The organism is Roseovarius sp. MBR-154, from assembly GCF_053628595.1.
Genome location: NZ_JBRJGR010000004.1, coordinates 252,824 through 277,772, shown reverse-complemented (window position 1 = coordinate 277,772; position 24,949 = coordinate 252,824). Strand labels below are relative to the sequence as shown.

General features: G+C 65.4%; 25 protein-coding genes. 8 read left to right on the top strand and 17 right to left on the bottom strand.

The features are described from left to right. Positions 1 to 84 precede the first annotated feature (84 nt). A complete protein-coding gene (locus ACSSV4_RS07870; RefSeq protein ID WP_454274489.1) occupies positions 85 to 1,161 on the bottom strand; it encodes a phosphotransferase in 1,077 nt (358 codons plus the stop codon). Here ACSSV4_RS07870 and ACSSV4_RS07865 point away from each other — a divergent pair. Genes ACSSV4_RS07865 through ACSSV4_RS07850 form a run of 4 tightly spaced genes read left to right on the top strand, consistent with a single transcriptional unit; the run spans position 1,160 to position 5,352 of the window. Continuing rightward, a complete protein-coding gene (locus ACSSV4_RS07865) occupies positions 1,160 to 1,402 on the top strand; it encodes an exodeoxyribonuclease VII small subunit (protein ID WP_454274488.1) in 243 nt (80 codons plus the stop codon). The genes ACSSV4_RS07870 and ACSSV4_RS07865 overlap by 2 nt on opposite strands. Before the next feature lie 5 nt (positions 1,403 to 1,407). After that, positions 1,408 to 2,274, top strand: a complete 867-nt coding sequence (locus ACSSV4_RS07860) for a polyprenyl synthetase family protein (protein ID WP_454274487.1) — start codon at positions 1,408 to 1,410, stop codon at positions 2,272 to 2,274. Between the two features lie 24 nt (positions 2,275 to 2,298). Next, entirely contained in the window at positions 2,299 to 4,227 is a 1,929-nt protein-coding gene (gene dxs, locus ACSSV4_RS07855) for a 1-deoxy-D-xylulose-5-phosphate synthase (protein WP_454274486.1), read from the top strand. Positions 4,228 to 4,260: 33 nt separating this feature from the next. Then, a complete protein-coding gene (locus tag ACSSV4_RS07850; protein WP_454274485.1) occupies positions 4,261 to 5,352 on the top strand; it encodes a PQQ-dependent sugar dehydrogenase in 1,092 nt (363 codons plus the stop codon). A 12-nt stretch (positions 5,353 to 5,364) separates the two neighbouring features. Here the strand turns inward: ACSSV4_RS07850 and ACSSV4_RS07845 are convergent, their stop codons facing one another. The 4 genes from ACSSV4_RS07845 to ACSSV4_RS07830 form a co-directional block, all read right to left on the bottom strand. Continuing rightward, the gene (locus tag ACSSV4_RS07845; RefSeq protein ID WP_454274484.1) at positions 5,365 to 6,567 is read right to left on the bottom strand and encodes a peptidoglycan DD-metalloendopeptidase family protein; all 1,203 of its coding nucleotides are present in this window, start codon (positions 6,565 to 6,567) and stop codon (positions 5,365 to 5,367) included. Between the two features lie 31 nt (positions 6,568 to 6,598). Further along, positions 6,599 to 7,255, bottom strand: coding sequence for a protein-L-isoaspartate(D-aspartate) O-methyltransferase (locus ACSSV4_RS07840; RefSeq protein ID WP_454274483.1), 657 nt, complete (start codon positions 7,253 to 7,255; stop codon positions 6,599 to 6,601). Then, a complete protein-coding gene (gene surE, locus ACSSV4_RS07835) occupies positions 7,252 to 8,034 on the bottom strand; it encodes a 5'/3'-nucleotidase SurE (protein ID WP_454274482.1) in 783 nt (260 codons plus the stop codon). The genes ACSSV4_RS07840 and surE overlap by 4 nt, the downstream gene beginning before the upstream one ends. 73 nt (positions 8,035 to 8,107) lie before the next feature. Next, entirely contained in the window at positions 8,108 to 8,758 is a 651-nt protein-coding gene (locus ACSSV4_RS07830; RefSeq protein WP_454274481.1) for an SDR family NAD(P)-dependent oxidoreductase, read from the bottom strand. 92 nt (positions 8,759 to 8,850) lie between these two features. On the opposite strand from ACSSV4_RS07830, the gene ACSSV4_RS07825 reads away from it, so the two are divergent. Beyond that, positions 8,851 to 9,438, top strand: a complete 588-nt coding sequence (locus ACSSV4_RS07825) for a biotin transporter BioY (RefSeq protein ID WP_454274480.1) — start codon at positions 8,851 to 8,853, stop codon at positions 9,436 to 9,438. Positions 9,439 to 9,509: 71 nt separating this feature from the next. On the opposite strand, the gene ACSSV4_RS07820 is transcribed toward ACSSV4_RS07825, so the two are convergent. The 11 genes from ACSSV4_RS07820 to ACSSV4_RS07770 form a co-directional block, all read right to left on the bottom strand. Next, the gene (locus tag ACSSV4_RS07820; RefSeq protein ID WP_454274479.1) at positions 9,510 to 9,773 is read right to left on the bottom strand and encodes a type II secretion system protein N; all 264 of its coding nucleotides are present in this window, start codon (positions 9,771 to 9,773) and stop codon (positions 9,510 to 9,512) included. Positions 9,774 to 9,921: 148 nt separating this feature from the next. Then, positions 9,922 to 11,376 (bottom strand): amidophosphoribosyltransferase, encoded by a 1,455-nt coding sequence (gene purF / locus ACSSV4_RS07815; RefSeq protein WP_454274478.1) that lies wholly within the window; start codon positions 11,374 to 11,376, stop codon positions 9,922 to 9,924. A 134-nt stretch (positions 11,377 to 11,510) separates the two neighbouring features. Further along, the gene (locus ACSSV4_RS07810; protein ID WP_454274477.1) at positions 11,511 to 12,074 is read right to left on the bottom strand and encodes a CvpA family protein; all 564 of its coding nucleotides are present in this window, start codon (positions 12,072 to 12,074) and stop codon (positions 11,511 to 11,513) included. 27 nt (positions 12,075 to 12,101) lie between these two features. Next, the gene (gene radA / locus ACSSV4_RS07805; RefSeq protein WP_454274476.1) at positions 12,102 to 13,466 is read right to left on the bottom strand and encodes a DNA repair protein RadA; all 1,365 of its coding nucleotides are present in this window, start codon (positions 13,464 to 13,466) and stop codon (positions 12,102 to 12,104) included. Between the two features lie 55 nt (positions 13,467 to 13,521). Further along, positions 13,522 to 14,286, bottom strand: a complete 765-nt coding sequence (locus tag ACSSV4_RS07800) for a DNA repair protein (protein ID WP_454274475.1) — start codon at positions 14,284 to 14,286, stop codon at positions 13,522 to 13,524. 144 nt (positions 14,287 to 14,430) lie between these two features. Beyond that, positions 14,431 to 14,871, bottom strand: coding sequence for a paraquat-inducible protein A (locus ACSSV4_RS07795; protein ID WP_454274474.1), 441 nt, complete (start codon positions 14,869 to 14,871; stop codon positions 14,431 to 14,433). Positions 14,872 to 14,953: 82 nt separating this feature from the next. Continuing rightward, complete coding sequence (locus tag ACSSV4_RS07790; RefSeq protein ID WP_454274473.1) at positions 14,954 to 15,700, bottom strand: ABC transporter ATP-binding protein; 747 nt, start codon at positions 15,698 to 15,700, stop codon at positions 14,954 to 14,956. Further along, positions 15,697 to 16,482 carry an MlaE family ABC transporter permease gene (locus ACSSV4_RS07785; protein WP_454274472.1) on the bottom strand — a complete coding sequence of 262 codons (786 nt, stop codon included), beginning with the start codon at positions 16,480 to 16,482 and terminating at the stop codon, positions 15,697 to 15,699. Before ACSSV4_RS07785 ends, ACSSV4_RS07790 begins: the two co-directional genes overlap by 4 nt. Continuing rightward, complete coding sequence (alr, locus tag ACSSV4_RS07780) at positions 16,479 to 17,516, bottom strand: alanine racemase (protein ID WP_454274471.1); 1,038 nt, start codon at positions 17,514 to 17,516, stop codon at positions 16,479 to 16,481. The genes ACSSV4_RS07785 and alr overlap by 4 nt, the downstream gene beginning before the upstream one ends. Before the next feature lie 146 nt (positions 17,517 to 17,662). After that, positions 17,663 to 17,776, bottom strand: coding sequence for an entericidin EcnA/B family protein (locus ACSSV4_RS07775; protein WP_454274470.1), 114 nt, complete (start codon positions 17,774 to 17,776; stop codon positions 17,663 to 17,665). A 27-nt stretch (positions 17,777 to 17,803) separates the two neighbouring features. Further along, entirely contained in the window at positions 17,804 to 19,588 is a 1,785-nt protein-coding gene (locus tag ACSSV4_RS07770) for an extracellular solute-binding protein (RefSeq protein ID WP_454274469.1), read from the bottom strand. A gap of 328 nt (positions 19,589 to 19,916) precedes the next feature. On the opposite strand from ACSSV4_RS07770, the gene ACSSV4_RS07765 reads away from it, so the two are divergent. The 3 genes from ACSSV4_RS07765 (at position 19,917) to ACSSV4_RS07755 (ending at position 24,305) form a co-directional block, all read left to right on the top strand. Then, on the top strand, positions 19,917 to 20,690 hold the full coding sequence (locus ACSSV4_RS07765; RefSeq protein ID WP_454274468.1) for a 3-hydroxybutyrate dehydrogenase: 774 nt from the start codon (positions 19,917 to 19,919) through the stop codon (positions 20,688 to 20,690). A 136-nt stretch (positions 20,691 to 20,826) separates the two neighbouring features. Next, positions 20,827 to 22,653: a PHA/PHB synthase family protein gene (locus tag ACSSV4_RS07760; RefSeq protein WP_454274467.1), complete on the top strand. Its 1,827-nt coding sequence runs from the start codon at positions 20,827 to 20,829 to the stop codon at positions 22,651 to 22,653. Positions 22,654 to 23,069: 416 nt separating this feature from the next. After that, the gene (locus ACSSV4_RS07755; RefSeq protein ID WP_454274466.1) at positions 23,070 to 24,305 is read left to right on the top strand and encodes an acyl-CoA dehydrogenase family protein; all 1,236 of its coding nucleotides are present in this window, start codon (positions 23,070 to 23,072) and stop codon (positions 24,303 to 24,305) included. Positions 24,306 to 24,419: 114 nt separating this feature from the next. On the opposite strand, the gene ACSSV4_RS07750 is transcribed toward ACSSV4_RS07755, so the two are convergent. Next, on the bottom strand, positions 24,420 to 24,863 hold the full coding sequence (locus ACSSV4_RS07750; RefSeq protein WP_454274465.1) for a MaoC family dehydratase: 444 nt from the start codon (positions 24,861 to 24,863) through the stop codon (positions 24,420 to 24,422). Positions 24,864 to 24,949 lie beyond the last annotated feature (86 nt).

Here is a 24,949-nt window from a genome sequence, read left to right as displayed (position 1 = left end):
CCAGTCTTGGCCAGCCGCGCGCGGGAAGGCAAACCTTTCCTCTTCGCGACCCGATCACGATTGAGCGCAACGCCCCCGCCCGTCTCATCCCGGCAGCGCCGCCAGATCGTCGTTCAAGGCGCTGTACATCGCCTCCGCATGGCGGATGCGCCCGCGCTTCATGTTTCGGTTCTCGACCCGGATCAGCGCCTCGATCCCGATGAAGAAGGGCAGGGTGCAGCGGCGCTCGGTCTCGGTCAGGGCAAAGGTTTCGGCAAATTGGTCAAGCACCGCCGCATCGACCCCGAGATGCCGCCGCTCCGAGGATAACAGGCCGCGCCGGCCCATATGCGCCAGACAGCGTGCGATATCCTTGCAGACCGGCATCTGCGCCGATCCGCCCAGGTCGATCCCGGTGAGACACGCGCCCCGCAGTACGAGATTGTTGGGGTGAAAGTCGCCGTGGCAGATCGCCATCCGCCATTCAACGCCCTGCTGCCGCGCTGCCAGACGGGCCAGATGCCGGGCGATGTCGGCCTCGATCTGGCGCAGCCGCGCGAAGGGCTGCTGGCCCCGCGCCCGTTCGGCGCGCGCCAGCCAGCCCTCGGGCCGCGCGGCGCTCCAGCTTTCGCTGACATCCGTGTAGCGCCGAAGCCAGGCGGCCGCCTGCTGCATCGGCACCCCGCGCGCCTCCGGCTCAAGTGACCACAGATGCTCCATCAGGGGGGCGCCCGCCACGCGTTCCACCACCATGATGCGCCCCTCGGGCAGATACGCCAGCGGCTCGGCCACGCGGTAGCGTGCGCCCTGCATCTGCGGCCAGATCCGTATGGCCTCGGCCCATTCGCGGGCCTGCCAGTCGGCCTCGGCCGGCTCCACCATCCGAAACACCGCCGGCCGCCCCTGCCAGTGCCCCGCCAGCACCGCGCGCTTGCCGGGGACGATGCGCAGCACCTCGTCGATCTCTGCCCCTTCCAGCGCAGGTGCGACAGCGCGCGCCTCATCCAGCCGCGCCTGCACGGCCATCAATGCTTCGGGATCGGGCGCGCGGCTTGCGGTCGGATAGGCGGGCGGTGACATGTCGGTAATCTTTCTCAGCCCCTGCACGGCGTCAACCGAATTGCACCCCTCGCGCGCCGGGTCTATGGTGCTGCGGAAAACTTCAGCAACAGGATCTTCCATGCCCGATACCCCCGTCAGCGAGATGAGCTTTGAACAGGCAATGAAGGAGCTTGAACAGGTGGTCGGGCGGTTGGAGCGTGGCGATGTGGCGCTCGACGAGTCGATCACGCTCTACGAGCGCGGGGCAGAGTTGAAGAAGCGCTGCGAGGCCAAGCTCAAGGAGGCCGAGGAAAAGGTCGCCGCGATCACCCTCGACAGCGATGGTCAACCCACCGGGACGCATCCCGTTTCGGGCGATTGACGCCGATGCAGCAAAGGCTCGCCGCCGATGCTGGTGCCATTCAGGCGCAGCTTGATCTGGTGCTCGGCACCTTTCCGCCCGGTCCGGTGACCGAGGGCATGGGCTATGCCACACGCGGCGGCAAACGCATTCGCGGCTTTCTGGTGATGGAGAGCGCGCGTTTGCATGGCGTCGACGCGGAGGCCGCGCTCTGGCCCGCCTGCGCGATCGAGGCGCTGCACGCCTATAGCCTCGTGCATGACGACCTGCCCGCGATGGATGACGACGATCTGCGGCGCGGGCAACCGACGGTGCATGTGCGGTGGGACGAGGCGACGGCAATACTGGTGGGCGACGCGCTGCACTCGCTGGCGTTCGAGATGGTGAGCGATCCGCAGACCGGCCTCAGCGCCGAGGTGCGCGCCGAGTTGACCCATACGCTCGCACGGGCCGCGGGCGGGCAGGGCATGGTGTTGGGGCAGGCGCGTGATATCGCCGCCGAGAGCACCGATGTACCATTGACGCTCGACGAGATCACCACGTTGCAGGAGGGCAAGACCGGCGCGCTGATCGAATGGGCGGCCACGGCGGGGGCCCGCATGGGCCGCGCTGACCCCGCGCCGCTTCTGACCTATGCCCGCGCGCTTGGCCTCGCCTTTCAGATCCAGGATGACGTGATCGACGTGACCGGTGATGCCGCTGAGGTGGGCAAGGCCGTGGGCAAGGATGCTGCGGCGGGCAAGGCCACATTCGTCTCGCTTATGGGGCTGGAGGCGGCGAAAACCCGTGCCGCCACCCTTGTTGAGATCGCCTGTGACGCTCTATCTTTGTATGAGACGCGTGCTGACAGCTTGCGGGATCTTGCCCGCTTCGTTATCTCGCGCCAGAGCTAGCCAATTCCCCCAAGGAGGGGCCCTATGCCAGACCGCCCGACCACACCGCTCCTCGATCAGGTGCACAGCCCCGCCGATCTCAAGCGGCTGAGCGACAGCCAGTTGGAGCGTCTGGCGCATGAGCTGCGCGCCGAGACCATCGCGGCAGTGTCGGAAACCGGCGGGCATCTGGGGGCCGGGCTGGGCGTGGTGGAACTCACCGTGGCGCTGCATCATGTCTTTGACGCGCCGCGCGACAAGATCATCTGGGACGTGTCGCATCAAAGCTATCCGCACAAGATCCTGACCGGGCGGCGCGACCGTATGCGCACCATCCGGCAAAAGGATGGGCTGTCGGGCTTCACCAAGCGCTCGGAGTCGCCCTATGACCCGTTCGGCGCCGCGCATAGCTCCACCTCGATCAGTGCCGCCTTGGGCTTTGCCGTGGCGCGCGATCTGGGCGGAGCCTGCCCCACCGGGCATGGCGACGCCATCGCAATTATCGGTGACGGGGCGATGTCGGCGGGCATGGCGTTTGAGGCGATGAACAACGCGGGCCACCTCGGCAAGCGGCTGATCGTTATCCTCAATGACAACGAAATGTCCATCGCACCGCCGGTGGGCGCGCTCTCGTCCTATCTCTCACGGCTTTACGCGGGCGAGCCGTTTCAGGAATTCAAGGCTGCCGCCAAGGGGGCGATCTCGCTGCTGCCGCCGCCGTTTCAGGAAGGCGCGCGGCGCGCCAAGGACATGCTCAAGGGCATGACCGTGGGCGGCACGCTCTTCGAGGAGTTGGGGTTTTCCTATGTCGGCCCGATCGACGGGCATGACATGGATCAGCTTTTGCCGGTGCTGCGCACGGTCAAGGCGCGGGCCACGGGGCCGATCCTCATTCATGCGCTGACCAAGAAGGGCAAGGGGTACGGGCCGGCCGAGCGCGCCCGCGATGGCGGCCATGCCACGGCCAAGTTCGATCTGGTGACCGGCGAGCAGAAAAAGGCCCCGTCGAACGCGCCAAGCTACACCAAGGTGTTCGCCAATGCGCTGCTCGATCAGGCGGCGCGCGATGACAGGATCTGCGCGATCACGGCGGCGATGCCGGATGGCACCGGCCTTGATCTCTTTGCCGAACGCTACCCGTCGCGCTGTTTTGATGTGGGCATCGCCGAACAGCACGCGGTGACCTTTTCCGCCGGGCTGGCAGCGGGGGGGATGAAGCCGTTCTGCGCGCTCTATTCGACCTTCCTGCAACGCGGTTACGATCAGGTGGTGCATGACGTGGCCATTCAGCGGCTGCCGGTGCGCTTTGCCATCGACCGCGCCGGGCTGGTGGGGGCGGACGGGGCCACCCATGCCGGCGCCTTCGATGTGGCCTTCCTTGCCAACCTGCCGGGATTTGTCGTGATGGCTGCCGCTGACGAGGCCGAACTTGTCCACATGGTCGCCACGGCGGCAGCCCATGACGCGGGCCCGATTGCCTTTCGTTACCCGCGCGGCGAGGGGTCGGGTGTCACCATGCCCGAGCGTGGCGTGCCGCTGGAGATCGGCAAGGGGCGGATCATTCAGAAAGGGGCCCGCGTCGCGATCCTGTCCTTCGGCACACGCCTCAAGGAGGTGATGGAGGCGTCTGAGGCCCTGCGCGCGCGCGGGATCACGCCGACCGTGGCCGATGCCCGCTTTGCCAAGCCGCTCGACGAGGCGCTGATCCTCGATCTGGTCGAAAACCACGAGGCGCTGATCACCATCGAGGAAGGGGCAATTGGCGGATTTGCGAGCCATGTCAGTTACTTCCTGAGCGAAGCTAAAGTGTTTGATAAGGGCTTCAAATTCCGCTCCATGGTGCTGCCCGATATCTTCATAGATCAGGCGAGCCCCGAGGACATGTATGCCGTGGCCCGGCTGAATGCCTCCGATATCGAGGCGCGGGTGCTTGACCTTCTCGATATCGCGCAGATGAGTGGCAAACGCGCCTGAACCGCCTATCTTGGGACGGGAAAGGAGATTTCCATGACCCGTATTGCCGCGCTTGTAATCGCCCTTGGTGTCGCCGGAGCCTCCGCCCATGCGCTCGATACGAGCGCGGGCACCGTGCGTGTGACCAAGATGGTGGACGGCCTTGATGCGCCCTGGGCGTTGGAGTTCCTGCCGGGTGGCGGGATGCTGATCACCGAACGCGACGGGCGGCTTTTGCATATCGCGGACGGTCAAAGCCGCGCCATCAATGGCCTACCGGAGATCGCCGCGCGCGGTCAGGGGGGCTTGCTCGACCTGCTGATCCCGCGCGATTTCGCGCAGAGCCGCGAGATCTATTTCACCTATTCCAAGCCGCAATCCGGCGGGGCGGGCACCGCCATCGGGCGGGCGCGGCTGGCTCCCGGTGCGGACCGCCTGAGCGACCTCACGGTGATTTTCGAGATGGAACCGGGCTCCTCCGGCGGGCGGCATTTCGGCTCGCGCCTGGTCGAGGGGCGCGATGGATACATCTACGCCACCATCGGCGAGCGCGGTGACCGGCCCTCGGCGCAGGATCTGGGGCGCGAGAACGGTTCGGTGATCCGTATCGCGCGCGACGGGTTGGTGCCGCAGGACAATCCCTTTGTCGATACGCCCGGTGCGCAGCCGGAAATCTGGTCCTACGGGCACCGCAATCCGCAAGGCGCGGCGCTGGACGGGTCAGGCACGCTCTGGGTTGTCGAACATGGCGCGCGCGGCGGCGACGAGGTGAACCGCATCGCCAAGGGGGCGAATTACGGCTGGCCGGTGATTTCCTACGGGCCGCACTATTCGGGGCTCAAGATCGGCGCGGGCACGACGAAAGAGGGCATGGAACAGCCCGCCCATTACTGGGATCCCTCCATCGCGCCCTCGGGGATGATGATCTATCAGGGCGACATGTTCCCCGACTGGCGCGGCGATATCTTCGTGGGCTCGCTCAAGTTCGACATGATCTCGCGGCTGGAGGGCACGCCACTGACCGAAGTGGAGCGGATCGAGAGCGCCGAGACCGCGCGTGTGCGCGATCTCGTCGAGGCACCCGACGGGTCGATCTGGTTTCTCAGCGTCGGGCAGGGGGCGGCCTATCGGATCACGCCCGAGTAACGCCCCATCGCCTCACGACGGGGTGAGATAGTCGTTCGGATCGACACTGTCGAACCCGTCGCGCACCTCGAAATGCAACGCTGCCGTACCGTCGCGGCGGATCTCTGCAATTTTCTGGCCACGGCTCACACTGTCGCCCTTAACCACGCTGAGCGCGCCCACGTTGGAATAGACCGTCAGCAGATTGCCCGCATGCTTGATGACGATGATCGGGATGCCGTTGGTATCTTCGGTGATCGCGGCGACGGTGCCGCTATCGGCGGCCTTGACGGCGGCGCCGGGGGCGGCGGCGATGTCGATCCCGTCATTGCTGCCCTTGGCATAGTCGCGTATGATGTCGCCATCCACCGGCACCAGCATGCGGGCCGCACCGGATGACGGAGCGGCACTTTCGGCCTCCCTCGCGCCCAGATCGGGGGCGGCCACCGTCTCGACGGGCTCGGATGTGGGCACGGTTTCCTCATCCGGCAGCGGTTTGGAGGCGCTTGGCGGCGTCGGCGTGGGCGAGCCCGCGCCAGGCGGCGGTACGGCGGCGGCCTCGTCCGCGTCGAAAGCTGCGGTCTTCTCGCCGGGCAGGGCCACCGGGATCAGCAGATACTGCCCCTCGCGCACCGAGAAATCGGACCCGAGACCGTTCCATTCGGCGAGACTGCGGATCGAGACATCGTAGAGCCGCGCGATGCTGAACGCCGTCTCGCCACGCTCGACCTGATGCCGGACCGGTTCGACACCGACCTTCTCCGCCGGCTCCAGCGGCGTGGCCTCGACGTTTTGCGCATCGGCCCGGCGGATCGCATCCCCGGCGAGGGCGTCGATATCCACATCTTCCGGCGACCGGATCGGGCCGCCTTCCGGCTCGGACACGCGACCGGGCAGGGCGATGACTTCGCCCTCGCGCAGCGGGTCACCGGTCTGGATGCCATTGTAGCGCGCCAGTTCCTGCGCATCTGCGCCGATCCGGGTGGCAAGCTGTGCCAGCGTGTCGCCGCGTCGCGCAACCGCCACCTGATAGCCCGGATAGGAGATGATGCCACGCGCGTCCGGCTCTGGCCGGGGGGCAGTGGCGTTGCGTGCCGCCTCGGCGGTGGAGGGCGCATCGCCGAACGCGCCGCGCATGTCGATGTCGAGCGGCCGGTCGCAGGCGGCGAGGGCCAGGGCCATGCCCGCCCCAAGGGTCAGGTGTCGTGGAAAGTGACGCATCTCGAATATCCTCATGTCCTGCCCCTTGTTGGCCGGGGCCTTTTCGTTACCCGTCGCGCCCCAGCCCTTCGACCAGCGGCACAAATCGCACCGGACGCAACTCATCATAATCAAACCCGGTCTCACTCCGGGTCACGCGGATCAAATGCTGCACCGCGTCCGACTGGCCCACGGGCACCACCATGATACCCCCGATTTTCAACTGCGCCAATAGAGGCCCTGGCGGGTCTTCGGCCGCCGCCGTCACGATGATCCGGTCGAACGGCGCCTGATCGGGCAGCCCGAAACTGCCATCGGCGGTGATTGCGGTGATATTGGTCAGATCGAGGTCGCGGAAAATCTCGCTTGCCTCGCTCACCAGCCGCTTGTGGCGGTCGACGGTATAGACGCGGCGTGCAAGCAGACTGAGGATCGCGGCCTGATAGCCCGAGCCGGTGCCGACCTCCAGCACCTTGTCGCGGTTCGATACCTTGAGTGCCTGCGTCATCAACCCCACCACCGAGGGCTGGCTGATGGTCTGCCCGCAGGCGATGGGAAGCGGCATGTCCTCATAGGCGCGTTCCGCGAAGTAGCCGCGGATGAAGGGGCCACGGTCGATCTTTTCCATCGCCGTCAGCACCGCCTTGTCGGTCACCCCGCGAGAGCGCAGCGCGAACAGGAACTGCATCTTGCGTTCCGCGATATGATCGGCGTCGTCGCTCATTCGATGGCCTTGAGCGCTTCCAGAGCGTCATGTGCGGTCAGGTCCGCGCGCATCGGCGTGACCGAGATATAGCCTTGCAGGTTCACATCGGCATCCGAACCGGGGCTGGTCGGCTGCTGCTGCGGCGCGCCTGTCACCCAGAGAAACCGCCGCCCCGAGGGCGCGACATGCGGCTCAACGCCGAACCCCATATCCCGGCGAAATCCCTGTCGGGCGGCGCGGATGCCCTTGACCTCGGATGCCGGGCAGGGCGGAAAGTTGATGTTGTAGAAGATGCCGTAATCATCCTTGGTCCACACCCCCTTGTCGAGCAGGCGTAGAAGGGTGGGCAGGCCGTGCAGCCGGGCGCATTCGAACGTGTCGTCGAGATCGCGATTGGCGGGGCCGTAATACTGGCTGAGCGCCACCGCCGGCACGCCCTGAAGCGCCGCCTCCATCGCGCCGCCGACGGTGCCCGAGTAGACCGCGTTTTCCGCCGCGTTGTTGCCCCGGTTCACACCCGAGAGCACCAGATCGGGGGGCGCGTCCTTCATCACGTCGTGCAGGCCCGCGAGGACGCAATCGGCGGGGCTGCCTTCGGCGGCATAGCGGCGCTCGGCCATCTTGGAGATCATCATCGGGCGGGTGTAGGAAATGCAATGCCCGACACCCGACTGCTCGAAGGCGGGGGCCACAGTCCAGACCTCGCCGTCTTCGCCTGCGAGGGCGGTGGCGACCTCTTCCAGCACCGCGAGGCCGGGTGCGTTGATGCCGTCGTCATTGGTGATCAGAATTCGCATGCCCGTGCCCCGCCTGTCGCTGTTTCGCCCCTGTGTAGCGGCGCGGCGCCACAGGGGCAAGGCGCGCGGGCGCTCAGATCAGGGCCAGAAGGCGTGCCGCTTCGTCTCTCGGATGCGCGAGCCCCGCGCGATCCTCGCCAGGGTGAAAGCGCGCGCGCGTGGCGGTGGCCATCGGCTGCGGCGTGAGGATGTGAACGCGCGGCCCGAACCTCTCGCTCTCGGCCTGCCAGCTTCGGGCGAGCGCGATCTGCGCGGCCTTGGTCGCCCCGTAGGCCCCGAAAAACTTTTCGCCCGCCTTTGCGTCGTCAAGGAATATCGCCTGTCCCGCCTCACCCAGAAGCGGCGCGATGAAGGGGATGAGGATGCCGGTCGCGTTCACGTTGCAGGCCACGGATTTGGACCAGTCCTTGTCGGAGAGATGCGCGGCGGGGGTGAGCGGCGCGGCATGCACCGCCGTATGCACCCAAAGCGCCAAAGTGCCCCAGCGGTCATGGACCGAGCGGCAAAGCTGCGCCATGGCCTGGGTGTTGGTGATGTCCATCGGTGCGAGCGTGGCGCGGCCGCCGCGCGCCTGAATGCGGTCGTCGAGTTCCTCGAGCGCGCCGGTGGTGCGCGCCACTGCGATGATGTGATGCGTGTCGCTCAGGGCCTCGGCCATGGCGGCGCCAAGGCCGCGCGAGGCACCGGTGACAAGAGCGAGGGGGAGATCGGTATCCTGTGTCATATGCGGGAAATCCCACCTGTCGCGGGGCAAATCAAGGACAATCGCTTGACTTTTGCGGCAGCGCGGCGAAAAAGTCGGGACGGACAGAGATAATGGAGGGACGCGACATGATGCGCGACACAGTTCTAGCAAAGGCCGTGATCGGCCAGGATACAATGCTGCGCAAGATCGGCCTCGTTCTGACGGGCTCGCTCTTCGTGGCACTTGCCGCACAGGTCAGCGTGCCGTTCTTTCCGGTGCCGATGACGCTGTCGACGCTGGCGGTGCTGATCGTCGGGCTGACCTTTGGCTCGCGCATGGGTGCCGCGACGCTGCTGGCCTATCTGGCCGAAGGGGCCATGGGCCTGCCGGTCTTTGCCAATGGCATGAACGGGGCGTCTCTGGTCGGCCCGACCGCCGGGTTCCTCTACGGTTATGTCGGCATGGCGTGGCTGGCCGGTCTGGCGGTGGAAAAGGGTCTGGCTCGCGGTGTCGTCTCGACCGCGCTGTGCGGGATCGCGGTCTCGGCGCTGCTTTATATCCCCGGCCTTGCATGGCCCGCCGCCGTGATGGGCAAGACCGCGCCGGAGCTTTGGGCGCACTGGATGGCACCGTTCCTGATCGGTGATGCGGTCAAGGCCGTGATCGCGGCGATGGTCGTCTATGGCGGCTGGAAGGCGCTGGAGGCGCGTCGCGGCTAAACCCGCACCGCGTTTGATTGAACGTCAGGCCGCGCCCGGGCAACCGGGGGCGGCCTTTTCTTATGGTGGGATCAGGTGCCGGGAAGGCGCAGTTCCTCGGCCCGCCCATTGCGCGACAGGATCACGACGCCCTCGCCAATGGCCGCGACGGTGGCGCGATCGAGCGTGTCGCCGGTCTCGACCCGGGCCACCTTGCCACCATCCACGCGCACCAAGGCCACGGCACTGGTCGGGCCATGCATGGTCCCGAGCAGGGTAATGCGGCGCAAGGGCAGGGCACCTTTCTGCGTCGCCGTGGCCAATGTGGCCGCAGGGGTTGATGTTTCGTTTGCCATGAATGCCTCGGGAGTTTCTTGTCTCTGCCCGCGCGTCTAAGCGGCGCGCGCGGCAGAGAAAAGCCCCGATTTCTGCACTGCGGCAGAAACTTGCCACCGCATGCCCCGGGATAGCAACCCCCCGCTTATGCCGTTGATGTGACCGCGGTCATTCGGCGGCTTTCAACTCGAAACCCTTGGCGATCATGTCCGAGGGCTCAACCGGATATTCCCCCGAGAAACAGGCATCGCAATATTGCGGGCACTTGGCATCGCGGCCCTGCGCCTCGCCCACGGCGCGGTAGAGCCCGTCGAGCGAGATGAAGCGGATGCTGTCCACGTTGAGATGCTCGCGCATCTCGTCCTCGGACATGGTCGCTGCCAGAAGTTTCTCGCGCTGCGGCGTATCGACGCCGTAGAAACAGGGCCAGGCCGTGGGCGGGCTCGCGATGCGAAAATGCACCTCCGCCGCCCCGGCATCGAGGATCATTTCCTTGATCTTGCGGCTGGTGGTGCCGCGCACCACGCTGTCATCCACGAGGATCACCCGCTTGCCCTCGATCAGGGCGCGGTTGACGTTAAGTTTCAGACGCACACCCATGTTGCGGATCTGCTCGGTCGGCTCGATGAAGGTGCGGCCCATGTACTGGTTGCGGATGATCCCCATCGCGAAGGGAATGCCCGATTCCTGGCTGTAGCCGATCGCCGCCGGCGTGCCGCTATCAGGCACCGGGCAGACGAGATCGGCCTCGACGGGGGCTTCGCGCGCCAGTTCCACGCCGATCTGGTGGCGGGTCTCATAGACCGACCGGCCGCCGATGAGCGAATCGGGACGCGAGAAATAGACATGCTCGAAGATGCAGAAGCGCGAGGACTGGCGGCGGAAGGGGTAATGGCTTTCGACGCCGTCCTTTTCGGAGATCACCACCATCTCGCCGGGGGCAATCTCGCGCACGAAGGTGGCGCCGATGATGTCGAGCGCGCAGGTCTCGGAACTGAGCACCCAGCCTTCGCCCAACTGGCCCAGCACCAGCGGGCGCACGCCCAGCGGGTCGCGCACGCCAATGAGCTTGCTGCGGGTCATGGCGACGATGGAAAACGCGCCCTCGACCCGGCGCAGCGCATCCTCCATCCGCTCTGGGATGTTGCGTTGCAGGGACCGCGCCATCAGGTGGATGATGCATTCGCTGTCGGAACCGGACTGGAAGATCGAGCCGCGCTCGATCAATTCCTTGCGTAGGGCATCGGCATTGGTGATGTTGCCGTTATGGGCGATCGCCGCACCGCCCATCGAAAACTCGCCGAAAAAGGGCTGCACGTCGCGGATCGCGGCGCCCTTGGCCCCGGCGGTGGAATAGCGCACATGCCCGATGGCCAGCGGCCCGGGCAGGGTTTCCATCAGCGATTGGCGAGTGAAGTTGTCGCGCACGTAGCCGAACCGGCGAACCGAGTTGAAACCCTGTTCGGGATCGTGGCTGACGATGCCGCCAGCCTCCTGTCCGCGATGTTGCAGGGCGTGCAGCCCGAGGGCTACGAAATTCGCCGCATCGGATAGGCCGATGACGCCGAATATACCGCATTCTTCCTTCAGTTTGTCGTCGTCGAAGGGGTGAGCGGGGGGCATTTGAGTAGACAAGGCTGGTTGCTCCGAATCCCGTGTCTGTCACTTGCGCCCGTCATACGCGCTCAGACCGGGCATGTCACGAAACTATCACAGAAAGCGGTTCGTGCGTCGCACCTGCGCCCCTTTACCTTGCGTCACTGCACAGTCGCATCGCACGATCCGATGAGGTCCTCGTATTGCTGCGTGATCCAGCCGAGCGCCTGTTCGGGATTGCCATCCTCGATCTTGCCGGTGAGCTGTGCAAAGACCCGCGCCGACCGGCTGTCGTCGATGATCGCAATGCTCTGTGAGCTGATCACCGTCTCGTAGACAAAATAGGCGATGGCGATGAGCAGCACGCCGCGCGCCACGCCGAAGACAAAGCCCAGCCCCTGATCCAGCCCGCCCAGAACCGAGCGTTGCACCAGCGAGGAAAACAGCGGCGTGATCAGCGAGGCCACGATCAGACCCAGGGCAAAGACCACCGCGAAGGCCCCGATCATCGACAGCTCGCAACTGTCGGCGATGAACTCGCCTACCACCGGAATTTCCTTGACCAACGGTTCGACCTGCGGCGCGAAGATGAAGGCGAGGATACCCGCCACCACCCAGCCCGCGATCGCCAGCGCCTCGCGCACGAGGCCGCGCGAATAGGCCAGGAGCGCTGAGAGCACGATGAAGAGCGCCACGACGCCGTCGATGATGGTGAAACCGTCCATAGCCTTGTCCTGTCCCTCTGAGCGCGCCTAGCCTGCGCCGAAAATATCACCCACGAACGCGGTCAGATCGCCCATCCGGGTCAGGCTGAGGCCGCTGGTGGCGCCGGTCTTGCCACCGGACGGAATGATCGCCGATGTGAAACCAAGTTTTTGCGCCTCTTTCAACCTGTTTTCGGACTGCCCCACCGGGCGCAGCGCCCCCGACAGGCTGATTTCGCCGAAAATCACCGTTTCCGCGGGCAGGGCCGTGTCTTCACGCGCGCTGAGCAGGGCCGCGGCGACCGCGAGATCGGCCGCCGGTTCGGAAATCCGCAGCCCGCCGGCCACGTTGAGATAGACGTCGAGCCCGGCAAAGGGGATGCCGCAGCGCGCCTCGAGCACGGCGAGGATCATCGCCAGACGTGCGCCGTCCCAGCCGACCACGGCACGGCGCGGCTGCGCGTGCGGGGTGGGGGCCACCAGCGCCTGCATCTCGACCAGCACGGGGCGGGTGCCCTCGATGCCGGAAAACACCACCGAGCCGGGCGAAGGCGCGCCGCGCCCCGACAGGAACAGCTCCGAAGGGTTTGCGACCTCGGCCAGCCCGCCGCCGGTCATCTCGAACACCCCGATCTCGTCGGCGGGGCCAAAGCGGTTCTTGACCGAGCGCAGGATTCGGAACTGATGGCCGCGCTCGCCCTCGAAATAGAGCACGCAGTCGACCATGTGCTCGACCACGCGGGGGCCCGCGATCTGCCCGTCCTTGGTGACATGGCCGACGAGGATCACGGAGGTGCCGAAGCGTTTGGCGAAACTGGTCAGCTCATGTGCCGCGGCGCGCACCTGAGAGACGCTGCCCGGCGCGGCCTCGACGGTGTCGGACCACATTGTCTGAATGGAATCGATGATCACCAGTTCGGGCTTTTCCGCCTCGAGCGTGGTCAGGATGTCGCGGAGCGAGGTGGCGGCGGCAAGCTTCACCGGGGCGTTCTCCAGCCCCAGGCGCTGCGCGCGCATCCGCACCTGTGCGCTGGCTTCTTCGCCCGAGACGTAGAAGGTCTTGAGGCCCGCAGCCGCAAACCTTGCGGCGGCCTGCAACAGCAGGGTGGATTTGCCGATGCCGGGATCGCCGCCCACCAGAACCGCGCTCGACGGCACCAGACCGCCGCCCAGAACCCTGTCAAGCTCGCCTATGCCCGACAGGGTGCGCGGCGGCGGGGCCTCTTCGGTCGAGAGATCCGTGAGTGTCAGCTGCGTGCCGCGCTTGCCGCCAAGCGTCTTGCCCTTGGGTCCGGTCGAGAGTGGGGCCTCCTCAACGATGGTGTTCCACTCGCCACAGGCATCGCAACGGCCCGACCAGCGGCTATGCACCGCGCCGCAGGCCGAACAGGTGAAGGTCGAGGATTTTGCCATGCCCCGGGTCATGCCCCAAGGGCGGACCACGGTCAAACCCGAAAATGCAGCGCGGTTACTCGGCGGCCTTCTTGCTGATGTCGATCACCGTGCCATCGGCGCGCAGCATCTCCTCCAGCCCGAGCTCCGGCAGCACCTCGCGCAGATCGTCGCGCAGACGGGTCAGCTGGCTCGCCGCGACGCTTTCCTCCAGATCCACCTCATGCGCCCAGTGCTTGAGCTCGCGGCTGATCTGCTTGGCCTGATCCAGCCGCGCGTTGAACGCCTCGACCTCCTGCTGCCTCTGGTGCAGGAATTGCCGGGCGCGGGCGACCTTCTCGTCGGAATAGACCTCGGCCAACTCGCGGCTGATATGCGACATCTGGGCGGCCACTTCGAGCAGGTCCGGCTCCAGCCCGCCCAGATCGGGATGCTCGCGCAGATAGGCCAGACGCTCGCGCACGGCGTCAAACTCGGATGAAAGCTGAAACAGCCCCGCGCGATCCGCCGCATGCGCCGCGTGATAGGCGCGGGCTACGTCCCGCATGCCGATATTGAACCGCCGATGCGAGGTTTCCAGCGCCATGATGCGGGCATTCGCGGGCAGGAAGAAGCACAGGAGCACCGCCAGAACGGTCAGCGCCACCTGCGCGATCTGCCCGGCATTGTGGTAGGTTACGCCCCCGAACCCGGCCTCGAATTCAAGCCAGGGCAGTAGGCCGATCGCCGCGCCGATGCTGGCCGCGCTCAGCGCGAGGGCGGCCAGAAGAAACAAAGCAACGGCAAGCCGTTGGAACAAAAACTGGGTCAGCAGCGTAACGGTTTTCAACTGTGCGGGCATGACTTCCCCCCTGAAAGATCATATCCAATATAGGCAAGTTTACGCCGATTGCGCCAAAGGCAAAGGGTTAATTCATTCAACACAGGCTCAACAAAGGGGGAGTGTTGCGTGACTGCGCCGGGTTGTTGCCGAAATGGCGACAGTTCAGGTGGCGCGCGGCGCTTTGTTCGCCAGATGGCCAAAGGCGATCGAGGCCAGCACGCAGGCGGTAAAGAGATAGAGCCCCCAGGCCACCTCGACCCGCGCCAGTCCCACGCCCTTGACCACGATGATGTAGAGCGCGATCAGGAAGATATCTGCCATCGCCAGCCTGCCCATCAGGTGCAGCGCGGGCAGGGCGCGGGGCACGAGCAGGTCGAACTGCACCAGCGCGAGGCCAATGGTCTTGAGATAGGGCGCGAAGAGCGCGAAGAAGGTGACCAGCAGGGCGAGGACGACGTCGCTCTGCCATAGCGCCTGAAGGCCGGAGATGATGCTGATTTCGCTGAGGCCAAACAATGGCAGCGCGATGCCCGCGCGCAACAGCGGGGCGAACCAGGCCACCGGAAAGAGGATCAGCAGGGTGAGATTGGCAAATCGGATCAAGATGTTTGCTCCGCCCGAGGGGTGGCGCGCAAAAATTCGCGAAATTTTGCCAAGAATTTTCGAAAATTCTTGGCGCCCGGTGTCACCTGACCGCCTCGATCGGGCCCTCGGCGCGGCCGTGGATGAACTGGTCAAGGTAGGGGTCGCCGGACTGGTCCATGTCGGCCACCGGCCCGGTCCATTGGATCACCCCGTCATGCAGCATCGCGACGTTGTCGGCGATGGCGCGCACGCTGGTCATGTCATGGGTGATGGTCATCGCCGTGGCCCCCATCTCCACCACGATCTCGCGAATAAGCTCGTTGATCACGCCAGCCATGATCGGATCAAGGCCCGTTGTCGGCTCGTCGAAAAAGATGATCTCGGGCTCGGCGGCGATGGCGCGGGCAAGGCCCACGCGCTTTTGCATGCCACCCGACAGTTCGGCCGGAAACTTGTCGGCCACGTCCGGTTTGAGGCCGACGCGGCGCAGTTTCTCGATGGCGATCTCGCGCGCCTCACCCTTGGGCCGTTTGAGCGAGCCGCGCATCAGGCGGAAGGCGACATTGTGCCAGACGGGCAGCGAATCAAACAGCGCGCCACCCTGAAAGAGCATGCCAAAGCGGGCGAGGAAGGCATCGCGGTCGCCGGTGGTGACATCCTTGCCGTCCAGCGTGATCGACCCGCTATCGGGCCGGATCAGCCCCAGAATGCACTTGAGCGCCACCGATTTGCCGGTGCCCGATCCGCCGATGATCACCATGGAAGAGCCGGACTCGATGGTCAGGTTCACGCCCTGCAGGACGCGGTTCTCGCCAAAGGCCTTATGAACGTCGCGCATCTCGATCATGCCGAAAAGAATACCTCTGTCAGGATGTAGTTGGACGCGAGGATCAGCACGCTTGCCGCGACCACCGCCGTCTTGGTGGCGCGTCCGACACCTTGCGCGCCGCGCCCCGAGTTCATCCCGTAATAGCAGCCCATCAGCGCCACGATGAAGCCGAAGACCGCGCCCTTGATCATGCCGGAGACGACATCCCATGTCTCGAGGAAATCAATCGTGTTGTGCAGGTAGGTGGCCGCGCCGAAATCGAGCCGTCCGACGCCAACAAGGAACCCGCCCATGATGCCGATCACGTCGCCCACGCCCACGAGCAGCGGCACCGCGAGGGTGGCAGCCAGCACACGCGGCAGGGTGAGGTATTTCATCGGGTTGGTCGAGAGAGTGGTGAGCGCGTCGATCTGCTCGGTCACCTTCATCGTGCCGATCTCGGCGGCAATGCTTGAGGCCACGCGCGCGGCGACCATGAGGCCGCCGAGAACCGGGCCGAGTTCGCGCGTCAGGCCGATGGCGACAATCGAGGGCACCACGGTTTCGGCGTTGAAGCGCGCGCCGCCCGCGTAGATCTGCAAGGCCAGCGCCCCGCCGGTGAAGAGCGCCGTCATACCCACGACGGGCAGCGACAGCCAGCCGATCTGCACCAGCGCGTGACCAAACTCGCGCCAGTAAAATGGCGGGCGCGCCAGATGGCTGACCGCGTCTGTGGCATAAAGCGTGATCCGCCCCATGCTCGCCAGCCCCGCCAGCACCGTGCGCCCGATCGACGCCAGAAAGCTCAGGATCAGACTCATCCGCCGATATAACGCCGCATGTAGCGCGCCCCCAGTGAGGTCAGGATTTCATAACCGATGGTTCCCGCATTATCCGCCAGCACGTCGATGGCCTGATGCGGCCCCAGCAGTTGCAGATGCGACGGGTCATATCCGAGATGGGTAATGTCGATGCCGATCAGATCCATCGAGATGCGGCCCGTGATGGAACAGGGTGTGTCGCCGTCCCAGAGGCTTGTTTTCGGCCCCATGGCGCGCAGGATGCCGTCGGCATATCCCGCCGCGACCGTGGCGATACGCATGGCGCGCGGGGCGGTGAAGTCGCAGCCATAGCCCACCGTCTCGCCCGGCGCGATGTCGCGACACTGGATGACAGGTATGTCGAGCGTCACCACCGGGCGCGCGTCGGTATAGGGCCGCCCGCCATAGATGCCGATGCCGGGTCGGGCAAGGTCGAAATGATAGTCCGGGCCCAGCAGGATACCGCCGGTATTGGCGAAACAGCGCGGCACCTCGGTGTCATCGGTCATCGCACGGAACGTGTCCAGTTGCTGCGCGTTCATCGCCTGATCGGGCTCGTCGGCGCAGGCCAGATGGCTCATCAGCATGACCGGGTTCTGCGCAAGCGCGATCTGGCGGACTGCCTGCCATTCCGTGGGCTCCATCCCCAGCCGGTTCATGCCGCTGTCAAGCTGCACGCCGAAGGGATGGCCCGGCAACGCCTCGGCATGGCGGATCATCTGGTCGAGCGAATTGATCATCGGCACGAGATCCATGTCGCCGATCATGTCCGCATCTCCCGGCATGTGGCCGGAAAAGACGTGAATCGCCACATCGGGGCCAAGTGCCTGCCGCAGGGCCACGCCCTCTTCGGCGACGGCAACGAAGAAATGCCGCGCGCCCGTGCGCGCCAAAACCCGCGCCACGCGGTCGACGCCGAGCCCGTAGGCATCGGCCTTGACCACGGCGGCGGTCTCGCCGCCGGTCATGGCATCGAGGGCGCGCCAGTTGGCGGCGATGGCATCAAGGTCGATGGTCAGGGTGGCGCTGCTCATGCGGGCGGTTTTGACAGGATGCGCGGGGGCGTCAAGGGGAAAGGCGTGCGGACTATCGCCGATTTCCGCACAGCGCGCTCCTTTCCTGCGCCGCCGCAGGCGGGCAGGGGCCAAAACACCCTCGGTCCTGCTGCTGGAAGCCGCGCTCAGAACCAGCTCTGAACGCCGCGCGCAGCACCCGATATGTCACGTCCCACACCGTCGACGGTGGCACAGCCTGCCAGCGTGGCGATGAGGACAAGCGCAATCAGTTTTCGCATGCTCCTGCCTATGGTTGTTGCCTGTTCTTATTCTTCTGCCTCGAACCACCAGACCTCGGGGAGGAAACCGATACCGTCCCCGTAAATCGGCAGCTTGTTCTCAGGATACTTCAACTGCGCCTTATGGGCAATACGGCCGACGCTGTATTGATGGATCGGGATCACGTAGCGCCCTGCCGTCAGGATACGGTCGAGCGCGCGGGTGGCGGCGACGAATGCGTCGCGGTCGCGCGCGCCCAGCATGGTGCGGATCATCGCCTCTGCCGCCTGTGATCGCATGCCCATCAGGTTGCGGCTGCCGGGATCGTCCACCCCTTCGGAACCCCAGTAATACATCTGCTCGTTGCCGGGGCTGAGCGACAGCGACCGGCGTATCATCGTGAGGTCAAAATCATACTGCGCCTCGCGCTCGGCATATTGCGCCTTGTCCACCGTCTCGACGTTGAGGGTGATGCCCAGCCGGGCAAGCGCGCGGGCATAGATATCCATCATTGCACTGGCCTGCGCGATCAGCCCGTCCTGCTGCAAGAGCACCGTCAGCCGCAGCGGCGCGCCTTGCGCATTGACCAGCCGCCCGTCCTCGACCCGCCAGCCCGCCTCGCTCAGAAGCTGCATTGCCCGGCGCAGGCCCGTGCGGTTGCGCGCGGTGCCGTCGCCTTGGGGCAGGCTGTATCCCTCCAGCGTTCCGGGCAGGAGGGTCTCGGCATAAGGCTCCAGCAATGCGCGCACGCGGCCCGTGGCGGGGCCGTGATCCATGCCCAGTTCGGAGTTGGAGAAATAGGACGTGATGCGCGGCTGCCGCCCGCCGGTCAGCGTGTCGTTGATATAGTCGAAATTGAACGCGGTGATCAGCGCCTCGCGAACCCGCCAGTCATCGAGCGGCGCACGGCGGGTGTTCATCACGAAGCCGGTCATCCCCGAGGGTTTCTGATGCGGGATTTCGGATTTCACGATTTCACCGCGCTCGACGGCGGGAAAATCGTATTCCTCAGCCCAGGCCTCGGCGTTGAATTCGCGCACATAGCTGATGATCCCGGCCTTGAACGCCTCCTTGAGAACGGTGTCGTCGCCGAAGAACTCGATCCGGATCTCGTCGAAATTGTTGGTGCCACGCCGGAACGGCAGGTCGCGGCCCCAGTAGTCGGGGTTGCGGCGCAGGGTGACGTGCCGGTTGACCTCGTAATCCTCGACCACGTAGGGGGCGGTGCCGATCGGGATATCGTCGATCCCCGCCTCGGCGATGTCGCGCCCCTGCCATTGCGCCTTTTGCAGGATCGGGCGCAGCCCGGCCAGCAGCGCCAGTTCGCGGTCGCCCTCGGTGAACTCCAGCCGGACGCTTCGCGGCCCGGTCTGCGCGATGCGCGCGACCTTGGACCAGAACGCCCGGTATCGGGGGTGGCCCTTGGTGCCCAATGTCTCGAACGACCAGATCACATCCTCGACCGTGACAGAAGACCCATCGGAGAATCGGGCCTCATCGCGCAGGGTGAACTCGACCCATGTGCGGGCCTCGTCCGTCTCGACCGATTCGGCCAGAAGCCCGTAAAGCGTGAATGGCTCGTCCCAGGAACGCCCCATGAGGGTCTCATGCGTGAGATGCGCCAATTGCCAGGGCGGGCTGCCGCGCAGGATGAACGGATTGAGCGAATCAAAGCCGCCGACATTGCCGGTTACAACCCGCCCACCCTTGGGCGCGTCCGGGTTGGCATAGGGCAGGGACACAAAATCAGGTGGCAGGGCGGGCTCGTCATACATAGCTATGCCATGCGCGGGCTGCCCGAGCGCCTGAGAGGACCCTCCTGCAAGGACCATCGCGCAAAGTCCGGCCCGTATCAGGCGGAATAATTCTGATCCCATTTTGGCGACAATCCTCAATCATCCTTGTTTGTCAGGGGCCGAGCGTAGAGGCGGATTAACGTCTTTTCAAACTTTTAGCTTGGACTGCGGCGCAGGATTGCTTATAAAGAGGTTACTGCTCGATAGGTTTCTTGCCTGTATGAAACCTGCCTCAATAACTTGACGCCCGCCTCGTGCGGGCGTTTTTTTTGGCCCGCTCTCAGCCTCGTGATCCTCATTCCCCGTGCAATTCGCAGATGCGGCACATATGCTGCGCGTGCATTCTGAACAAGGGAGAACAGGCATGAGCGTCAAGGGCAAAACCGCCGTCATCACCGGCTCGAATTCCGGCATCGGTCTGGGCATCGCGTGGGAACTGGCACGCGCCGGGGTCGATGTGGTGCTGAACTCCTTTACCGATTCGGACGAGGATCACGCGCTGGCCAAAAAGATCGCCGACGAGACCGGCACCAAGGCGCGTTACATCCAGGCCGACATGTCCGATGGCGACCAGTGCCGCGCGCTGATCGAAAAGGCCGGGGCCTGCGATATCCTGATCAACAACGCCGGCATTCAGCATGTCGCCCCGATCGACGAATTTCCAGCAGACAAGTGGAACGCGATCATCGCGATCAACCTCAATTCCGCCTACCACACCACTGCCGCCGCGCTGCCCATGATGCGCAAGGCGGGTTGGGGCCGGGTGATCAACATCTCCTCGGCGCATGGCCTGACCGCGAGCCCCTTCAAATCGGCCTATGTGGCGGCCAAGCACGGCATTGTCGGCATGACCAAGGTGGTGGCGCTGGAAACCGCGAAGGAACCGATCACCGCGAATGCCATATGCCCGGGCTACGTGCTGACCCCGCTGGTGGAGGCGCAAATCCCCGACACGATGGAGAAATACGGCATGGACCGCGACGAGGTGATCGAGAAGGTGATGCTGGAGCGGCAGCCGTCGAAGGAATTTGCCACCACCGAGCAACTTGGCGGGACCGCGCTCTTCCTGTGTTCCGACGCGGCGGCGCAGATCACCGGAACCACGATCAGCGTCGATGGCGGCTGGACCGCGCTCTGAGCCGATGCACGCTCGGCACTCCGCCCGTCACCCTCATTGATTCAGATCAGTGACGAACGGGCGGCACCATGCGATGATCCGGCATGGCAGACCCAACGACTTGCCCGCGACATGCAACGAAGGAAACCGTTTCGGCATGACCCGCAAGCCGACCCGCATCCGAATCCGGCCCGCCCCCGAGGACACCCCCGGGCCGCATCCGCCCGGGCGCTCTCCCGCGCCGCCGCCACCTGCGAAAGCGGTCGACCCGCACCCCCACGCCGCCCTCGACCGCAGCGCCATGGCCAGCCTCGCGCGCTTCACCGGCGGTCTGTCTCCTCATGCGATGATCGACGCCTGGAGCGATTGGGCCATGCATCTGGCCCGCGCGCCGGGGCGGCAGTTGGAACTGGTCGAACGCGCGCAGGCCAATGGCACGAAGCTGGGGCAATACGCCCTCGGTTGCATGGCGGGGACCAGGCCGGACAAACCCTTCAGCCCCGGGCGCTACGACACGCGCTGGACCCATCCGGGATGGCAGAAGGCGCCCTTCGCGCTCTGGCAGCAGGGCTTTCTGGCCAGCCAGGACTGGTGGGAAACCGCGACCTCGAACCTGCGCGGACTGCGCAACCTCAACGCGCAGCGCACCGGCTTCATCGCCCGGCAGATGCTCGACACGGTGTCGCCGTCGAACTTCCCGCTCGGCAATCCGGAAATCCTTGAACGGACCGCAGCCACGGGCGGGCGCAACCTGATCGAGGGGGCACAGCATTACGCCGATGACGCGCGCCACATCCTTGCGCAGGAACACCGCCCCGTGCCCGAGGCGTTCGCGCTTGGCAAGGTGCTGGCCGCGACGCCGGGCAAGGTGGTCTGGCGCAACGACCTGATGGAACTGATCCAGTATGCGCCTACCACCGACGAGGTGCAGGCCGAGCCGGTGCTGATCGTGCCGGCCTGGATCATGAAATACTATATCCTCGATCTCTCGCCCGAGAATTCCATGATCCGCTGGCTGGTCGGGCAGGGCTACACGGTGTTCTGCATCTCCTGGCGCAATCCGGGGGCGGAGCATGCCGAACTGTCGCTCGAGGATTACCGCAAGCAGGGCATCCTGCAGGCGCTCGATGTCATCAACGCGATCGTGCCGGGGCAAAAGGTGCACGCCAACGGCTATTGCCTGGGCGGCACGCTGCTGGCGATTGCAGCCGCGGCGATGGCGCGCGACGGCGACGACCGGCTGGCCTCGGTGACGCTGATGGCGGCGCAGGTGGATTTCGCCGAAGCGGGCGAGTTGCTGCTCTTTCTCGATGAAAGTCAGGTCGCCTTCCTTGAGGATCTGATGTGGTCGCAGGGCTATCTGGACCGGCCGCAGATGTCCGGCGCGTTCGCCGCCATCCGCGCCGAGGATCTGATCTGGTCGCGGGCGGTGCGGCGCTATTTCCTGGGCGAGCCGGACCTGCCCACCGATATCACCGTATGGGTCAACGACACCACGCGCATGCCCGCGCGCATGCATTCGCAATACCTGCGCGGCATCTTTCTCGAAAACCGTCTCTCGGCGGGGCGCTTCGCCGTCGACGGGCGGGTGATCGCACTCAAGGATATTGTCGGGCCACTCTTCGTGGTGGCGACCGAGACCGATCACATCGCGCCGTGGCGGTCGGTCTACAAGACCGCGCTGTTCACCGATTGCGACATGCAGTTCCTGCTTACCAAGGGCGGCCACAATGGCGGCATCCTGTCTGAACCGGGCCATACCGGGCGCCACTACCGGACCGGCCACCGCCCGGCCGGGGCACTCTACCGCGACCCCGACACCTGGCATGCGGCGCATGAGCCGGTGCCGGGCTCGTGGTGGCCGGAATGGGCGCACTGGCTGGCCCGGCACAGCAGCGGCCCGGTCGCCGCCCGCATTCCGGGCGCCACCGCGTCCTGTCCCGCGCTCGCAGACGCGCCGGGTAGCTACATTCATCAAGGGTAGGGCATGTTGCGTAAATGCCGGGCCCGGCATCGAGATTCTCGAGCCTGCGGTATCAGGCTCAGAGACGGGGCGCGCGTCAATCCCGCCCGGCGACGTGCCCCGGGATCAGGCCGGGATCAGGCGACCGCCATGCGGCGGCCACCTGATTTGCTATTGCGTACCGTACTGAAAACAGATCACTCTTCAATCACTCACGTCACTTAACGCGCAGGTCGCTGGCGGATCGGCCAAACGCGGCCTGCGCAAGGGTAGTTGGCACCTGCAATGTGGCGTAAATTGGCGCAGGTCCTGGTAAGGTTTTGTCATTCGGCGGGGCCTGCCCGTCTGCGATTGCACGTACCCGCCAACAGGTCGCGCAAGGGTTGCAATCACCCAGCCGAGGCCCGCGAAGAGCTGGACACGGAAGGAGAAGAGGCATGGAAATGAACCTTGGAATGCGAGCCGAGATTCGCGCGCTCCTGGATCGCGTGGCGGCCATGGTCCACGATACGATCATGCCGCTTGAGGCTGAATATCACGCCGAGGTGGGCAAGGGTGACCGCTGGACCTACACCCCCCGGCAGGCCGAGATCCTCGAAGGGCTGAAAGCGCGCGCCAAGGCCGAGGGGCTGTGGAATTTCTGGCTCACCGACAGCGCGCGGGGCTTTGGCCTGACCACGGTCGAATATGCCTGCTTCGCCGAAGCGATGGGGCGCACGCCGATGGGCGCGGAGGTGTTCAACTGCAACGCGCCCGATACCGGCAACATGGAGGTGTTCGAGCGCTATGGCACCGAGGCGATGAAGGCCGAGTGGCTCGCCCCGCTGCTGGAGGGCGAGATTCGCAGCGCCTACCTGATGACCGAGCCCGAGGTTGCCAGTTCGGATGCCACCAATATCGCCATGTCCTGCGTGCGCGACGGCGATCACTACGTGCTGAACGGTCAGAAATGGTGGGCCACGGGGGCGGGCGATCCGCGGTGCCGGGTCTATATCGTGATGGTCCGGACCGGTGGCGACGATCTGCCCAAGCATCAGCGCCATTCGATGATCGTGGTGCCCGCCGACACCCCCGGCATCGAAAAGCTGCGCCCGATGCAGGTCTACGGCCATGACGACGCACCGCACGGGCATATGCATTTCCGGTTCGAGAATGTGCGCGTGCCCGCAGAGAACATGCTGTTGGGCGAGGGGCGCGGCTTCGAGATCGCGCAGGGACGGCTCGGGCCGGGGCGTATCCATCATTGCATGCGCGCCATTGGTCAGGCCGAATCCGCGCTGGAGATGATGTGCAAACGCAGCCTCGCGCGCGAAGCATTTGGCAAACCGCTGGCGCAGTTGGGGGCAAACTACGATATCATCGCCGAATGCCGGATGGAGATCGAGCAGGCGCGGCTCCTGTGCCTCAAGGCGGCGTGGATGATGGATCAGGGCGATGCCCGCGCCGCAGACCCCTGGATCAGCCAGATCAAGGTGGTGGCGCCGCGCGTGGCGCTCAGGGTGATCGACGAGGCGGTGCAGATGTTCGGCGCACAGGGCATTTCACAGGATGTGCCGCTGGCCGCGATGTGGACCCATGTGCGCACGCTGCGCCTGGCCGACGGGCCCGACGCAGTGCACCGCCGACAGGTGGCGCGCGCGGAATTGCGCAAACACACGCAGGACCTGGTCTGAGGCGCGGAGTGGCGGTTGCCCGTCGGCCCCCCCACCCCGGCTGGCCCATCCGCACCGACATGCGTGCGCGCAGCCGGTGCCGGAACGCTCCGTCGGGCGGCGAACCGACGGGGCTCAGTCGAACTTGCGCGACGGTGCCAGCACTGTGGCCTCGCCGATCAGAACCTTCTTGCCGTTCACCAGACAGCGGCAGTCAAGCTGCACCCGCCGCTTGCCGTGGTCGATGCCCACCACCTCGACCTCGGCATGCACCATGTCGCCGGGGCGCACGGGGGCAAGGAATTTCAGCGTCTGGCCCATATAGACCGTACCGTGCCCCGGTAGCTGCTCGCCGATCACCGCCGAGATGAGACCCGCAGTGAGCATGCCATGCGCGATGCGCCCCTCGAAGATCGTATCCTGCGCGTAGGCATCATCGAGATGCACCGGGTTGCGGTCGGTCGAGACCTCCGCGAACATCTCGATATCGCGGTCGGTCACGACTTTGCGCAGGTGGCGCGTCATGCCCATCTCGATGTCTTCGATACAGATCGTGCCGCGCGGCATATTATCCAACATTTCCGCCCTCCGCTTGGTTTGGCGTGTAATATTCGGGCGGCTTCATGGCCCAAGTTGGAATTTTATTACTTCGCGGACGCAGAAAA